General features: G+C 64.8%; 15 protein-coding genes. 13 read left to right on the plus strand and 2 right to left on the minus strand.

Features of this window, described 5'->3' with window-relative positions; all coding sequences use genetic code 11:
* Window positions 1-64: 64 nt before the first annotated feature.
* From C6Y44_RS25540 to C6Y44_RS25580, 9 genes are all read left to right on the plus strand, one after another.
* Window positions 65-622: a MaoC family dehydratase gene (locus C6Y44_RS25540; RefSeq protein ID WP_024100315.1), complete on the plus strand. Its 558-nt coding sequence runs from the start codon at window positions 65-67 to the stop codon at window positions 620-622.
* Window positions 619-1,833, plus strand: a complete 1,215-nt coding sequence (locus C6Y44_RS25545) for a CaiB/BaiF CoA transferase family protein (RefSeq protein ID WP_024100314.1) — start codon at window positions 619-621, stop codon at window positions 1,831-1,833. The genes C6Y44_RS25540 and C6Y44_RS25545 overlap by 4 nt, the downstream gene beginning before the upstream one ends.
* A complete protein-coding gene (locus C6Y44_RS25550; protein ID WP_088899537.1) occupies window positions 1,830-3,206 on the plus strand; it encodes an MmgE/PrpD family protein in 1,377 nt (458 codons plus the stop codon). The genes C6Y44_RS25545 and C6Y44_RS25550 overlap by 4 nt, the downstream gene beginning before the upstream one ends.
* 17 nt (window positions 3,207-3,223) lie before the next feature.
* Complete coding sequence (locus C6Y44_RS25555; RefSeq protein WP_088899536.1) at window positions 3,224-4,387, plus strand: acyl-CoA dehydrogenase family protein; 1,164 nt, start codon at window positions 3,224-3,226, stop codon at window positions 4,385-4,387.
* Window positions 4,384-5,211 carry an HpcH/HpaI aldolase/citrate lyase family protein gene (locus tag C6Y44_RS25560; protein ID WP_088899535.1) on the plus strand — a complete coding sequence of 276 codons (828 nt, stop codon included), beginning with the start codon at window positions 4,384-4,386 and terminating at the stop codon, window positions 5,209-5,211. Before C6Y44_RS25555 ends, C6Y44_RS25560 begins: the two co-directional genes overlap by 4 nt.
* A gap of 166 nt (window positions 5,212-5,377) precedes the next feature.
* A complete protein-coding gene (locus C6Y44_RS25565; RefSeq protein WP_404817819.1) occupies window positions 5,378-5,974 on the plus strand; it encodes a maleylpyruvate isomerase family mycothiol-dependent enzyme in 597 nt (198 codons plus the stop codon).
* A gap of 6 nt (window positions 5,975-5,980) precedes the next feature.
* Window positions 5,981-6,709: an SDR family NAD(P)-dependent oxidoreductase gene (locus C6Y44_RS25570; RefSeq protein WP_088899533.1), complete on the plus strand. Its 729-nt coding sequence runs from the start codon at window positions 5,981-5,983 to the stop codon at window positions 6,707-6,709.
* A 32-nt stretch (window positions 6,710-6,741) separates the two neighbouring features.
* Window positions 6,742-7,374 carry a LysE family translocator gene (locus C6Y44_RS25575; protein WP_192379050.1) on the plus strand — a complete coding sequence of 211 codons (633 nt, stop codon included), beginning with the start codon at window positions 6,742-6,744 and terminating at the stop codon, window positions 7,372-7,374.
* A gap of 24 nt (window positions 7,375-7,398) precedes the next feature.
* Complete coding sequence (locus C6Y44_RS25580) at window positions 7,399-8,583, plus strand: PhzF family phenazine biosynthesis isomerase (RefSeq protein ID WP_192379052.1); 1,185 nt, start codon at window positions 7,399-7,401, stop codon at window positions 8,581-8,583.
* A 9-nt stretch (window positions 8,584-8,592) separates the two neighbouring features.
* Here C6Y44_RS25580 and C6Y44_RS25585 read toward each other — a convergent pair whose 3' ends face one another.
* Window positions 8,593-9,990, minus strand: coding sequence for a GntR family transcriptional regulator (locus tag C6Y44_RS25585; RefSeq protein WP_225623885.1), 1,398 nt, complete (start codon window positions 9,988-9,990; stop codon window positions 8,593-8,595).
* Window positions 9,991-10,069: 79 nt separating this feature from the next.
* Between C6Y44_RS25585 and C6Y44_RS25590 the strand changes: the two genes are divergently transcribed.
* From C6Y44_RS25590 to C6Y44_RS25605, 4 genes are all read left to right on the plus strand, one after another.
* Window positions 10,070-10,933: an SCO6745 family protein gene (locus tag C6Y44_RS25590; RefSeq protein ID WP_192379054.1), complete on the plus strand. Its 864-nt coding sequence runs from the start codon at window positions 10,070-10,072 to the stop codon at window positions 10,931-10,933.
* An 18-nt stretch (window positions 10,934-10,951) separates the two neighbouring features.
* Window positions 10,952-11,620, plus strand: coding sequence for an enoyl-CoA hydratase/isomerase family protein (locus C6Y44_RS25595; RefSeq protein ID WP_088899531.1), 669 nt, complete (start codon window positions 10,952-10,954; stop codon window positions 11,618-11,620).
* A gap of 45 nt (window positions 11,621-11,665) precedes the next feature.
* Entirely contained in the window at window positions 11,666-12,445 is a 780-nt protein-coding gene (locus C6Y44_RS25600; protein ID WP_088899530.1) for an enoyl-CoA hydratase-related protein, read from the plus strand.
* A 134-nt stretch (window positions 12,446-12,579) separates the two neighbouring features.
* On the plus strand, window positions 12,580-13,845 hold the full coding sequence (locus tag C6Y44_RS25605; RefSeq protein WP_404817817.1) for an IS256 family transposase: 1,266 nt from the start codon (window positions 12,580-12,582) through the stop codon (window positions 13,843-13,845).
* Window positions 13,846-14,261: 416 nt separating this feature from the next.
* Here the strand turns inward: C6Y44_RS25605 and C6Y44_RS25610 are convergent, their stop codons facing one another.
* Entirely contained in the window at window positions 14,262-15,146 is an 885-nt protein-coding gene (locus C6Y44_RS25610) for a crotonase/enoyl-CoA hydratase family protein (RefSeq protein ID WP_088899528.1), read from the minus strand.
* Between the last annotated feature and the right edge of the window lie 18 nt (window positions 15,147-15,164).

Genomic DNA, 15,164 nt, shown 5'->3' on the forward strand with positions numbered 1-15,164 from the left:
CCCTTGAAATGTCTGATGTATTGTTCGAAGGAACGTACTCGCCGAACTGATGTGAGGAGACACGGTGGCAGTGCATCAGGCTGTTCTCGGCCGATTTTTCGAGGACTACGTTGTAGGGGACATCTACCAGCACCCCATCGGGCGCACGATCTCCGAAGCCGACAACACGTGGATCACGTTGCTGTCGATGAACACCAACCAAAACCACTTCAACGCTCATCTCGCAGCGCAGAATCCCATCACCGACGGCAAGGTCATCGTCAACTCTGGACTGACTGTTGCTGTGGTACTCGGTATTTCGGTTCTCGACATGAGTCAGAACGCCATCTCGAACCTGGCATTCACCGACATCAAGATGTCGCACCCGGTATACGTGGGCGACACCATCTACGCAGAAAGCATCTGCATAGGACTGCGCCGGTCCGAATCCCGGCCCTATGCCGGAATCGTCTCCATGATCACCCGGGGGCTGAATCAAGATGGAACCGAAGTCATCTCGTGGAAGCGGTCGGTCATGGTCGCTACCCGCGAGAGCGGGATCGGCCAGAACTACTTCCCCGAAGCCAAGGGCGGACCGCTGCAACTGCCGACACCCGCCGACCCGGAAGGGGCGCTCTCATGAAACCACTCGAAGACGTCCGCATTATCTCGCTCGAGCAGTACGGCGCAGGCCCGTTCGGCAGCGTCCACCTCGCCGACCTCGGTGCCGACGTGATCAAGATCGAAGATCCGAACGTGGGGGGCGACGTCGGACGTTACGTCCCGCCCTACAACGACGCCGAGGACTCGTTGTTCTTCGAAACCTTCAACCGCAACAAGCGCAGCCTCTCACTCGACCTGTCGTCCCCCGCCGGGCGCGCAGTGTTCGAGGACCTCGTCCGCACCAGCGACGCGGTCTACTCCAATCTCCGCGGAGATGTGCCCGCGAAAATCGGCATTACTTACGACGACCTCAAGCACCTCAATCCGGCTATCGTCTGCTGCAGCCTCACGGGCTTCGGTATGACCGGACCGCGTGCGAAAGAGCCCGGCTACGACTATATCCTGCAAGGCCTCGCAGGATGGATGAGCGTCACCGGCGACCCAGACGGACCTCCTACCAAGTCCGGGCTCTCGCTCGTGGACTATTCGGGCGGATTCGTCGCTGCGATCAGTTTGCTGTCCGGGCTACACGCCGCCAAACGGGACGGCATCGGCGGGGACTGCGACGTCTCGCTCTACGACACCGCGATGTCGCTGCTCACCTACCCGGCCACCTGGCATCTGAACGCTGGCTTCGAACCGGTACGTACCAAGAACTCGGCGCACCCCTCCCTCGTACCGTTCCAGGCCTTCGAGGCCAGCGACGGTTGGTTCGTCGTCGGTTGCGCCAAGGAGAAGTTCTGGGAACGCCTCGTCGTTGCGATCGACAGGCCCGATCTGGGCGCCGATCCACGTTTCGCGAACTTCGCACTGCGCGGTGAGCACCAGGACGAACTGCTCCCCATCCTCGAGCAGACCTTCGTCAGCCAGCCCGTGGACTACTGGCTCTCGCGCCTGGGGCCTGCCGGTGTGCCGGCGGGTCCGATCAACGACGTCGCCCAGGCCCTCACCGAACCGCACACCCTTGCACGAGGTCTCCTCGTCGAGACCGACCACCCCACCTTCGGAACGGTGCGCCAAGTTGCCTCACCGGTCCGGTTCGGCTCCGAGACGACGCAGTACCGGCGCGCGCCGCTACGCAACGAGCATTTCGACGAGATCATCCGCGACCTCGGCTACAGCGCCGAGCGTGTTGCGGAACTGGTCGGGCAAGGTGCCTTCGGCAAGCAGGCAAGCGGGGCTCGGGCGTGACGTCGTCGGTACTTGCCCAATGGGCCCACGGTCTGACTCTTGCGGACCTGTCCGACGATGTCCGGCATGCGGTCGCCCGGCATCTTCTCGACGGGGTCGGCAATGCCGTCGCCGCGCAACGGCTCGGATACGGGCGCGCGGCGTGGACGGTCGCCGATGCACTCGGCGGTCCGGCCGAAGCCAGACCGCTAACCGGGACGCGGGCGATCTCCGCTCCGGCTGCAGCTATGGCGACCGCGGTGCTGGTGCACGCCTTGGACTTCGACGACACTCATGCCGGCGCCCTGGTTCACGCCACCGCAGTCTCTCTGCCTGCGGCTTTCGCCGCCGGACAGCAGGTTCGAGCCACTGGCGCAGAAGTTCTTACCGCCGCTGCGATCGGACTGGAGACGGCGTGCCGCCTCGGGGCTGTCAGCCCGCATGGTTTTCACGGACGTGGCCTTCATGCGACAGCCGTGGTCGGCCCGTTCGCTGCAGCCCTCGTCGCCGGCAAGTTGACCGGATTGCCGGTGCCGGTCTTAGTGCACGCTCTTGGTGTCGCCGGATCATCGAGTGGAGGGTTGCTCGAGTTCCTCGACACCGATGCCGACACCAAGGCGCTCCACCCTGGTTCGGCCACGCTGGGCGGGATTCTCGCAGCCCGGCTGGCTGCTGCGGGCGCCAGCGGTCCGGAATCGGTGTTCGAGGGGCGTCGGGGTGTGTATGCGTCGATGTCGGAGCGGACCGCGGACCTCACGGTGCTGACGGACGGGTTGGGCACAGACTGGGAAGCGACCCGTATCGGCATCAAGCCCTATCCGAGTTGCCAGCTCATGCATGTCACTCTCGACGCGGTTGCAGCGGCTCTGACCGACACGGCCGTCGAGCCTGCCCAAGTGGTCGACATCGAGGTGCACGTTCATCCGGATTCGGTGCCGATCGTGTGTGGTCCGAACGCAGGTGTGGCCGCACCGCGCAGCACTTATGACGGGAAGTTCGACCTGCCGTGGAGCGTTGCTGCACTCGTGCACGACGGACATATCGACGTCGCGACCTACACCGACACTTCGATCGTCCGCGATTCGGTGCTCGCGACCGCTCGAACGGTCCGTGTCGTCGAAGCCCCGACCGAGGGGCCGGCAGCATCGGCACCCGGACATGCGATCATCACCCTCGACGACGGGCGTGTACTCGAGGGACGCGTCGAAGGTAGCCGCGGCACCGCCGCATTCCCCCTCGACGATCAGCAGTTGCTCGCCAAGTTCACCGCCAACTGCGGCGATCATCCCCGTGCCTCAGAGCTCGCCGACCGCATCTTCGGGTTGGCTGACGAGCCGAATCTGACCGCCGTACTCGATCTCGCGGCCCTCATTGCACCCGCACCCCTGCACTGAACATCCTAGGAGCCATCATGGATTTCACATTCGACGAGCAGCAACTGGCGTTCCGAAAGGCATTGCGTCACTTCGTGGACAAGGAAATCGTGCCCGTTGCCAATGAATGGGAGAAGTCGGGGCGGTATCCCACGGAGATCGTCGAACACATGAAGGCCATGGGATTGTTCGGCATCACCACCCCTGAAGAGTACGGCGGCATCGACCTCGACAAGGTGTCGTTCACACTCGTGTACGAGGAACTGGCTCGCGGCTGGATGGGCATCGCCGGAATTCTCGGCAGTCACAACCTGTCCTGCTGGATGATCAACCGTCACGGCACCGAGGAACAGAAGCAGACCCTGCTACCGAAACTGGCCACCGGAGAATGGCGGACCGGGATCGGGCTCACCGAGCCCGGCGCAGGCACAGACCTGCAGGGCATTCGAACGACTGCGCGCCGCGACGGGGACCATTACGTCGTCAACGGCGCGAAGACGTGGATCACCAACGCCCGGCACGCCAATGTCCTCCCAGTCCTGGTGAAGACCGACCCGTCTGCAGAGCCTGCGCACAAGGGCATGAGCATCCTGCTGATTGACACCACGCTTCCCGGGTTCGAGGTGCAACGTGATCTCGGCAAACTGGGGTACAAGGGCACCGAGTCCTGCGAAATCCTGCTCGACAACATTCGGGTACCTGCGGACGCATTGCTTGGCGGAACGGAGGGGCGCGGTTTGCAGCAGGCCTTGTCCGGCCTGGAAATCGGCAGGCTCAACATTGCAGGCCGTAGCGTCGGTATCGCTCAAGCAGCCTACGATGCAGCACTGTCCTACGCGCGAGAGCGCACGGCGTTCGGGCAGCCGATCGCGGACTTCCAGGCGATCCAGCTCAAGCTGGCGGACATCGCCACCCATTTGCAGGCCGCCCGGTTGATGACGTATTGGGCTGCTTCGCAGGCAGATTCGGGTAAGCGCGTGGACATGGAGGCTGGAATGGCGAAGTACTTCGCGTCCGAGACGGCCATCACCGCGAGCCTCGAAGCGATGCGTATCCACGGCGGCTACGGATACTCGACGGAATTCGTCGTCGAACGGTTGTACCGCGACGCGCCTCTCATGTCGATCGGAGAGGGCACCAACGACATCATGCGGACCGTCATCGCCAAGGCGCTGGTCTCCGGCTCCGGGGTCATCGGGTGAGCGTGGCGCTGACTTACCTGTATGTCCCGGGTGACCGCCCGGAGCGTTTCGACAAAGCACTCGCTTCGGGTGCCGATGCGGTAGTGCTGGACCTCGAGGACGCGGTCGCCGTTGATCGGAAGGAACTTGCGCGCGAAACTGTTGCGCGGTGGATCGCTGCACTCACACCCGGTTCCGTGGAGGTGTGGGTGCGGGTGAACCCGGGTGACCTGCAGGAAGCGGACATCCAGTCTGTCGCCCACCCGCGACTGACGGGAGTGTGGTTGCCGAAAGTAGGATCCGCACGCGAGGTCGAACAGGTCGACGGCCTCCTAACTGACCTCTGTCCCGGGGCGGCGGTATCCGCGCTGATCGAGACCGCTGCTGGCGTACTCGACGCCCTGGCCATCGCGCGTGCGCCCCGGATGCGGTTCCTGCAACTCGGGGAAGTCGATCTGGCCGCCGATCTCGGTGTCGAAGTCGACGGCGATGACACAGCGCTGCTGTTCGCACGTAGCCAAGTCGTCGCGGCGAGTGTGGCGGCAGGGATAAACCCGCCCCCGGCCGCTGTGTCGCGCAATTTCCGCGACAGTGACGCTCTGGAGGCGGGTACCCGTGCTCTTGCACGGCTCGGGTTCGTCGGTCAGGCGTGTATTCACCCTGCCCAGCTCGAACCGGTCCGACGAGTGTTCACACCTTCGCAGGACAAGGTACGTGCGGCACGCGCCGTGCTGGCCCGCCTAGAGGTAGCGGAGTCCGGTGTTGCCGTGGACGCGGCTGGCTTTTTGATCGATGAAGCAGTCGCTCGGCAAGCGCGTCGGGTGCTCGCGCATGTAGACCAATAGCTGGAGCCCCAATTCTCCGCGTTGGTCCACTTCACGGAAAACCCGATCGCTTCTCACAAAATGGCACTGTTGAGACGGGGGACAGAGAGGGTTTCCTGGCGTCATGAGGATCGACGAAGGTGAACTTGTTACCGGACACGTTCGTGCAGGCGCACCGGGCGGAGCGCTGTCGGTTGATGGGTTCCGGGCGGCCGCTGATCACATTGTTGCGCTAGCGGCTGCTGTTGCGTCGGAGCAGTGGAACAACTCGGCGTTGGGGGAATGGACGGTGCGGTCGCTGGTGGGACATATCGGTCGCGCGCTGACCACGGTCGTCGACTATCTTTCACGGCCCGCCATCGAGCAGACTGTGCCGTCCACCGCCGACTACTACCTCTTGGCAGCTGAACTCGTCGACTCGGACGCAGTCCGCCGACGCGGTGAGCAGGCCGGCGCCGAACTCGGCGAGGATCCCGCGGCCACGCTGGCGCAGATGCGAGACCGGGCGCTGCACGCTCTCGCCCACACCGACGATCGGATCGTGACGACGGTGGTGGGTGGCATGTTGCTGTCGCACTACCTCCCGACTCGCACGTTCGAGTTGGCAGTGCACGGTCTGGACCTGGCCCGAGCGACCGGACAGCCGGAATCGGTCCCGGTCGAGGCGCTGCGGGAGACGGTGTCGTTGGCGACCGAGCTGGCGGTGCGCCGTGGTCACGGTGAGACCGTCCTGCTCGCGTTGACCGGACGCGGAATCATTCCGAGCGACTTCAGTGTGGTGTGAACTCCGATGAGTGAGCATTTCGTGGTGACGGGTGGTAGCCGTGGGATCGGTGCCGCGATCGTTCGGGCTGCAGCTCGTGCGGGCCACGAGGTCAGTTTCACCTACCACCGGGACACCAATGCCGCAACCGGACTGGTCACCGAATGCGGCCCCCGAGTCCAGGCCATCCAATCCGACGTCGCCGACACCGACGCGGCAGGAACCGTCCTCGACACGGTGACGCGGACAAGGGGAGAGGTGACGGTTCTGGTGAACAACGCCGGGATCACCGGCCCGCTCGGCGACTTTCTCTCCGTCAGTCAAACGACGGTGCGGGAAGTCTTCGACGTCAACGTTTTCGGACTGTGGGCAATGACGGCCGCCGTGGTCCGGTACTGGCGCGCACATTCCCTGCCGGGTGTGGTGGTCAACCTCAGCAGCATCGCCGCGACTACCGGGGCGCCCGGTGAGTATGTGGGCTACGCCGCGTCCAAGGCTGCGGTCGAGGCGATCACCCGAGGCCTGGGACGCGAATTGGCGCCGGACATCCGTGTCGTCGGCATCGCGCCCGGCACCACCGACACGGACATCCACGCCGCTGCGGGCGATCCGGACCGAGCACAGAGGGTCGTCGAACGGATACCTCTCGGCCGCATCGCCACGGCGGACGAGATCGCCGCCGCGGTGCTGTTCGCGGCCGGAGAGAACGCCTCGTATCTGACCGCCACGACCATCACCGTGGCCGGTGGCCTGTGACCGGAACATGCTGATGAAGGGGAGAATAGGTCATGACCGCCGCTTTCGTCATTGCGGTCGCCTTCATGGTGATGACCCCTGGTCCGGACAGCCTGGCGATCGCTGATGCGGCCGTGCGCTCTCGGACCGACGGTGTCATGATCGCACTCGGTGCTGTTACCGGCATGCTCGTCTTCACCGTCGCCGCCTGCACCGGACTCGGTGCACTGCTCGTCGCCGCACCCGCCGCTCTCGACGCCCTACGGATCGTGGGTGGACTCTATCTGGTCTTCGTCGGACTCACGTCCCTGCGCAGCGCTGTCCGTGCTCCCGCCGATACCGAGGAAACAGCTCCGGGAAGCCCTGCGTCGCAGCGGATATTGGCACCTGCACGTCGGTTCGGACGAGACCTTCTCGTGGATATGACCAATCCGAAGACCTTGGTCGTGTTCGTCACGGTCGTACCGGCGTTCGCAGGTCCGGACGCCGATTACCCAACCCTGGTCGGACACTGCCTGTTTCTGGTGGTCTTCGCAGCAGCATGGTTCCTGACGGTGGCACTGCTCGCCGCCCGGATCGGCACGCTCGGCCCACGGTCGGAGCGTTGGACTGCCATCGTCACCGGTGGCGTCATGTGCGGTTTCGGCATCGCGATCCTGGTCCTTGATCCCTTCGTTCGCGGTTGAACCGAAGCGGCAACAATGTCGGACATGGAGGAAGAGAGCACAGTGGCGCGAGTGGAGCTGTACGAAGCGTTCGCCGTCGATGCCGGGGGAGGCAATCCGGCCGGCGTAGTCCTCGATGCACAGGGCATGTCGGAGCGCGAGATGCTCACGGTGGCCCGCGATGTCGGAGCATCGGAAACCGCTTTCGTCACCGACGGGGATGCGCCGCACACCTATCGCCTGCGTTATTTCTCCCCTGAGGTCGAAGTGCCCTTCTGCGGACACGCCACCATCGCCACCGCCATCGCCCTGGCCGAACACCGCGACGAGGACGACATCGTCATGCTGACCCGCGCAGGCCGTGTGCCGGTGCAGATCGAACGCCGTCCCGACGGTCTGCACGCGGCCTTCACATCGGTCCCACCCACGATCACCACCGTGCCGGACGACATCGTCGCGGCAGCCTTGACAGCGCTGCGATGGGCACCGGATGACCTCGATTCTCGCTTCCCCGCCGCGGTATGTGATGCGGGCTCTCGACACTTAATCCTCGGCGTCGGCACCCGCGAACGCTTGGCTCGCCTCGATTACGACTTCGACGCGCTGCGGACCGTGCTCACCGAACTCGACGCGATGACCGCCCAGCTGTTCTGGTTCGGCTCCGGGCGGGACCTTCACAGTCGCAACCCCTTTCCCGTCGGCGGGATCGTGGAGGACCCTGCGACCGGATCGGCCGCGGCCGCTCTCGGCGGATACCTCCGCCACTTGGGCGTGGCGAAGCCGGGAGACCGGTTCGTCGTGCACCAAGGAGTTGACATGGGACGGCCGAGCAAGATCGGAGTGCGGATCGGCGAGAGTGGGCAGGGCATCACCGTGTCCGGACGGGCGGTGCGCGCCGAACCTGCGCGACGGCTCGATGACGCTGGGCAGGTCCAGCCCACCTCCACTGCTCGCTATGTCGAACACCTGCGGCGCCCCGATCTGAGCGTCGGCACCTACTCGATTCCGAACGGTGGTGTAGACGGACAACAACCGCACACCGAAGACGAGATCTACATCGTCACCGCGGGGGCTGCGACCTTGTGGACGCCGCCCGGGACCGTGCCGGCACCGACTGGGGCGGTGCTGTTCGTCCCAGCAGGTCTGCCCCATCGTTTCGTCGACGTCGACGAGGACTTCGCGACACTGGTGGTCTTCGGCCCAGCGGAGGGCACCCGCGCCCGCGCATGAACCGGCAGCTCACACACTGGCCGCCAATCGCCGCGTATATGTCGCCCACGCCTCGACGAGCCGATCCACCGCAGACTCGAGCACGGCGGGGTCCGCGGCCGCCGAGATGCGGATGTACTCGCGCAGGCTCCCGTCGGTGACACACTCGCGCCCGACACACACCCTGACTCCGCCGCGCACGGCGACGTGCGCGAAGGTCGACGCATCCACGACCGGCAGGCGGATCCACAGCCCGTCCCCGGTCGTCGACGCCACGGTCCAACTCGGCATCAGCCCCGCCAGCATGCTGCGCAGAAGGACCACCCGTTCGGCGAGCGTGTCGTAGCGGGCGGTGTACCACTGCGGACTGGTTGCGTCGAGCAACCGTGCGGCGTGGACCTGTGCACTGACCGCCGGGGCCGGAATACGGGGCAATGCGCTGAGCAGGGATGCGTCCGGCGCGGGAAGCCGGATCCACCCGATGCCGCACCCGGCCCAGAACACGCGATTGAGTTCCCCGATCGCGGTGACCCGTTCGGACAGCGCCGCCAGCGGTCGCAGCCGGGGGTCGCGCGACCTGGCGAGCGGAAGAAATGACAGCTCCTCGACCACGACGGCGGTGTGATCCTCGATCGCCGCGGCGAGGCGCGGTAACCGCGACGAGGCCGTCGTCTGTCCGCTGGGTCCGGACTCGACCACATCGACGAAGGCAGTCGCAGCACGGGTGCGGCGCAGCGCGCGCCGCATCGCCGCCGGATCGATGCCCCCGGCGTCGGGATACAGGCACAGCGAGGTCGCAGTGTGTTCGGTGAAGGCTGCACGCAGCGTCGGCCATAACGGTGCGCCGAGCACGGTCGGACGTTTCGCGGCGGAGTTCGCTCGCAACACGATATCGAGTGATTCTGCTGCTGCGGTGGTCACGACGATTTGTTCCGCTTCGGTCGGCAGGCCCAGGCGTGTGAGGTGCGATGCCAGGGCGTGCCGGAGGACCGGAAGTCCCCGGGTGGGAACGCCCGCCCTGTGAGCGGCTGGGTCGAAGCTCCAGTCGATTGCAGGAAGGTGCGACGGATCCACCGGGGCTGGCCTGGACAGGTCGATGACGTCGCCGATGTCCTCGGTCGACGAATCGATATGGCGCACTACCGCGTGAGAGGAGGTCCGGCGGGGACGAACGAAGGTGCCCGAACCGTGGATGCGTTCGACGACCCCGCGTTCGACGAGTTCTTCGAAGGCGCGCACCACCGTTCCGCGACTGACGCACAGTGCGGCGGCGAGGGTGCGTTCGGCAGGGAGGCGCTGACCGTAGGTCACGGTGCGGGAATCGATGGCTCGTTCGACCGCCGTGACGATTCGTAGGTAGCGAGGAAGGTCGGTGCGTTCGTCCGTCGCGAAGACGACAGTTGTCCACCACGCAGTGTCCTGGTCCACTCGACAAAAATGGCACTGTCCGGGCTGGTGGTGCAAGCACGATGCTGGACCTGCACGACCACCGAGCGGAGGAATGGCGATGGCAGAACCGGCAGCGACACTGGCCCGACGCCTGTGGGAGGCAATCGAACCGCTGCACGCGGCACCGTACTTCTCCCCGCACCACCGCCGGATCTCCCTCGATCTCGGCATGAGCGGCTACTGGATGGGTTACTTCGCCGGCCGCGCCGCACCGCTGGGGGCGATGACCGCAGCACCGGTCGAATCGATGTTCTTCAGCTTCCCCGACCGCCGCGTCGCACGCGCCCTGCCCGAAGCCTGGGCGTGCGCGGATCCTGGCACGGTACTCGAGGCACGAATCACCACCACGCGCCTCGTCCTAACCGACTACCTCCGCGACGTACCCCGACGCGACCTCGACACACTCGCTTCGTACCTTGAAATGGCAGCGGATGGATGTCATTTCGCCGGGCGACCGCTGGCAGCCGGATGGTCGCGCGTTCCCCGTCCCGACGATATCGCCGCTCAGCTGTGGCTCGCCGCGACAGTCCTGCGTGAACATCGTGGAGACGGTCATGTCATTGCCTGTGTGCACGCGGGATTGCGGGGCATCGATGCGGTCGTCGCGCACGCCGCGACCGGCACAGTCACCCGCGAGATGATGCAACCCAACCGCGGCTGGAGCGATGAGGAATGGGAAGCCTCCGAGCGTCGCCTGCGTGCCCGCGGCCTGATCGATATCGGCGGCCGGCTCACCAAGAGCGGGGGAGCGCTGCGACGCAGCATCGAGGACCGCACCGATTTCCTCGCAGCGGATCCGGTGACCGCCCTCGGTCAGACCGGCGTCGAAACGATCATCGCGATCGCTGCGCCTATCAGTCGCCGCCTGTTCGACACCGGCGTCATCCCGCTACCCAATCCCATCGGGGTTCCCCGCCCCTGACCTGGCCATGGAGGCAGCATGAATAGTTCCCTCATCGACGTGGACACCACCGAGCTCGACGAATATGGCGTCGCCGTCGTGACCCTGAACCGTCCCGATAAGAAGAATGCCTTGTCGCACGCGATGCGACTTGACCTCGCCCACACCTTCGAGGCCCTGACCGACGCCCGCGTGGTGATCCTGACCGGCCGCGGAGACGTCTTCAGTGCAGGATTCGACCTCACCGAATTCGACCGGATCGACGAGGCCGGACTGTGGGAATCCTCCGACCGAATGAATGCCGCCATCGCCACGCACCCCGTGCCGGTGATCGCCGCACTGGACGGACCCGCCATGGCCGGGGGAACGGACCTCGCGGTACTCACCGACATCCGCCTCGGCACCGCGTGCACGAGTTTCTCCCACCCCGAACACCGCCGATTCCCCGTCGTCTACGGCCCCCTTGCCGAACGCGTCGGCCCCACCCGCGCACGCGAACTCGTCCTCACCGGTCGAACCGTCGAGGCCGACGAAGCTCTTACGATCGGGTTGCTGACCGAGATCGTCCGTGACCGCCCCGTTCTCGACCGCGCCCGCGAACTCGTCTACGACATCGCACGCACGCCCTCGCATCTCCTGCACGGCATGCGAGACAAATTCCAGCAGACCCAACGTTACGACCCGGCCTGCCACACCCTGTCCCTGTAACCACCACGCCGCCAGTGCCTCGCGACATTCGATCGAAGGAACCGTATGAGCATCCACGTGCGCCACGCAGAATCGACCGCAGTGATCACCATCGACCGCCCTCACAAACTCAACGCGCTCGACTACACCACGATCGACGAGTTGTCGGCGTGGCTGGACGATGCCACCGCTGATGATGCGATCCGCTCGATCATCCTCACCGGATCCGGTGACCGGGCTTTCAGTGCCGGCGCGGACATCTCCTGCCTGGCGCAGAGCATCGAGGCCGGCACCACCCACGCCCTGCAGGAGATCGTGACCCGCGGACAAGGGCTGACCAAACGCATCGAACAATTCCCGAAACCGATCATCGCCGCCGTCAACGGCCTCGCCTACGGCGGCGGATGCGAAATCGTCGAAGCAGCACATCTCGCCGTCGCTGCCGACCATGCCCTCTTCGCCAAACCGGAAATCACACTGGGATTCCCACCACCGTTCGGGGGATCACAACGACTGCCACGCCATATCGGCCGCAAACGGGCCCTCGAGATGATCCTCACCGGCGACGCCGTCGATGCCCACCGTGCCTACGAGATGGGTTTGATCAACCACGTCGTCCCGGCCACCGAACTGCTGTCCACCGCGTTGGAGTTGGCGGTACGCATCGAACGCCACGCACCGACCGCAGTGCATGCCTGTCTCGCCGCCGTCACCCGCGGCCTCAACGTGCCCATCGACGAAGGACTCGCTGTCGAGGCCGCATGGTTCGCAACTACCGTTCCTACCGCGGGCGTGAGGAGAGGGCTCGACGGATTCCTCGGCCGACGGACAGTAGCCCCGAAGTAAGTACGTGTTTGGGGTAGGAGACGTCGAACACTCGCACACGGGCGCATTCCGTGCGTAACGCGGGGGACTGTCGGGATAACGGTTGAACTGGCTTTGGCCGACACGCCGAGCTTGCTTGGCGAGAAGGCGCGATCATGACCGAAACACTCGATCCTATGGATCAGCCGAAGATCGATCCCCAGCAGCTGGCGCAGCAGTTGCTCGCCCAAGCCAAAGCCGACGGCGTCGAGTTGGTCGGCCCGAACGGACTACTCAACCAACTCACCGCCACGGTGCTCGAAACTGCCCTCGAAGCGGAAATGGACGAGCACCTCGGCTACGAAAAACACCAGGTAGAAGGAAGGAACACCGGCAACTCGCGTAACGGCCGGCGCAGCAAGACCGTGCTGACCGAGATCGGCCCCGTGCAGATCCAAGTCCCGCGAGACACCGATGCCTCCTTCGATCCGCAGATCGTCAAGAAACGCCAACGGCGCCTGACCGGAGTCGACGAGATCATCTTGTCGCTGTCGGCGAAAGGACTGACCACCGGTGAGATCGCTGCCCACTTCGACGACGTCTACGGCGCCACAGTGTCGAAGGAAACGATCAGCAAGATCACCGACAAGGTGCTCGCCGAGATGGCCGAATGGTCGGTCCGGCCGCTCGACTCGGTGTATCCGGTGTTGTTCATCGATGCGATCCACGTCAAGATCCGTGACGGTCAGGTCGCCAACCGACCCGTCTACGTCGCCGTGGGGGTCACCACCTCCGGTGAACGCGACATCCTCGGCTTGTGGTCCGACGACGGCGGTGAGGGCGCGAAGTTCTGGTTGGCGGTGCTTACCGAGATCAAGAACCGCGGTGTCGAGGACGTGTGCATCGCCGTCTGCGACGGACTCAAAGGCCTACCCGAGGCGATCACCACCGTGTGGCCCCAAACGGTGGTGCAGACCTGCCTGATCCATCTGCTGCGCAACACCTTCCGGTATGCGGCCCGACAATACTGGGAGGAGATGTCCCGGGATCTGCGGCCGATCTACACCGCTCCGACCGAGGCAGCGGCGAAGGAACGGTTCGGCGAGTTCGCCGGCAAGTGGGGACCGCGCTATCCGGCGATCGTCCGGATGTGGGAAAACAACTGGTCGGAGTTCGTGCCCTTCCTCGACTACGACATCGAGATTCGCCGGGTGATCTGCTCGACGAACGCGATCGAATCGCTCAACGCCCGGTACCGGAGGGCGATCCGGGCCCGTGGGCATTTCCCCAACGAACAAGCCGCGCTCAAGTGTCTGTATCTGGCCACTCGTGCGCTGGACCCGACCGGCAAGGGGCGCGCACGATGGACATCACGGTGGAAAGGAGCTTTGAACGCTTTCGCGATCACCTTCGAAGGACGCATCACCCCGAACGCCAACTAATCCCATGTGTCAGAACCGGATCCACCGATTACCTGACAGTCCCTAACGCGGCGGGCCACCTTCCCCGTGATCGGGAAGGTGGCTCCAACCGGGTGCGGGGCTTCTCCAGTCCTGATCCGTTGAGAGTTCGATGTCCTGCGTGGATCGATCATCACGAACCGAGCTGGTGAAGTGGAAGGTTCGGTATTCAGAGGCACTGATGGAGCATCGCTGCCAACTCGCGTGTTGCGGCCGCTTCGGTCTCCGCGCCCCACGCGCTCAGAGCATCGGCTGAGACCATCAGAGATGCGGACGAATCAGCGGGGATGCCGTCGCCGAGCGGTAGTCCGATTTCCTGGCGGAGTTCATGCATAAGGACAGTGCGCTTCATGAGACTTTCTTTGTTCGGTCGGTTGGAGCGGGGACGCAGTAGGTGTTCACGGCGTCGTTGTCTCGATCCACTCTTCGTAGAACGGCGGCATGGCTGAGGCCTTGTCATGGAACTCGGGTGGGCGTTTGTCGCGGAATGCCTGCACTCCCTCGGCGCCGTCGCCGATGCTGGTGTAGAACATGGCCAGCGAATCGACGCGGTGGGCATCTGCGGGGTGAGCAGCGGCCGCGTTTCGCAGCAGCATCTGGCGCATCAGGGCCACCGAGACCGATGAGCGGTCGCGGGTCCAGGCATTCGCCAACGCGCGCGCTTCGCTGAGCAACATCTCGGGTTCATGGACCGCCTGCGCCAACCCGTCGATGTATGCGACCTCGGCGTTGAGGATCTCTGCCCTATAGACCAGATCCAGCGCAGTGGGCATGCCGACCAGCCGGGGAAGGAACCATGTCGAGCACGCTTCGGGCACTATTCCGAGTTTGCCGAACACCAGGCCGAACCGCGCTCGGGTCGACATCAGCCGCGCGTCCATCGCCAGCGTCATGGTTGCACCGATTCCGACGGCCGCACCGTTGATTGCGGCGATCACCGGTTTACGACAGGCATGGATTGCGAGGGTGACACGACCGCCCGTGTCGCGGATCCGGCGCAATTCGGGGTCGTCGAGATTCTTCATGTCGGCAAGAGTGGGGCGTTTCGACTCGTCGAGTCCGAACACATTCCCTTCACTCGACAGGTCCATGCCGGCGCAGAAAGCGCGCCCTGCTCCGGTGACGATCACGGCCCGGACCGTGTCGTCGTCGTTCACCGACACGAAGGTGTGCTCGAGTTCGTCGGCCATCTCGACGGTGAACGCATTGAGACGGTCGGGACGGTTGAGGACCACGGTGAGGATGCCGTCCTCGACTTCGTGGCGAAGGGTGGTGTATTCCATGACTTCTCCCGTCTGCCT

The sequence above is a fragment of the Rhodococcus rhodochrous genome, assembly GCF_014854695.1.
In the GTDB taxonomy this organism is placed as follows: Bacteria; Actinomycetota; Actinomycetes; order Mycobacteriales; family Mycobacteriaceae; genus Rhodococcus.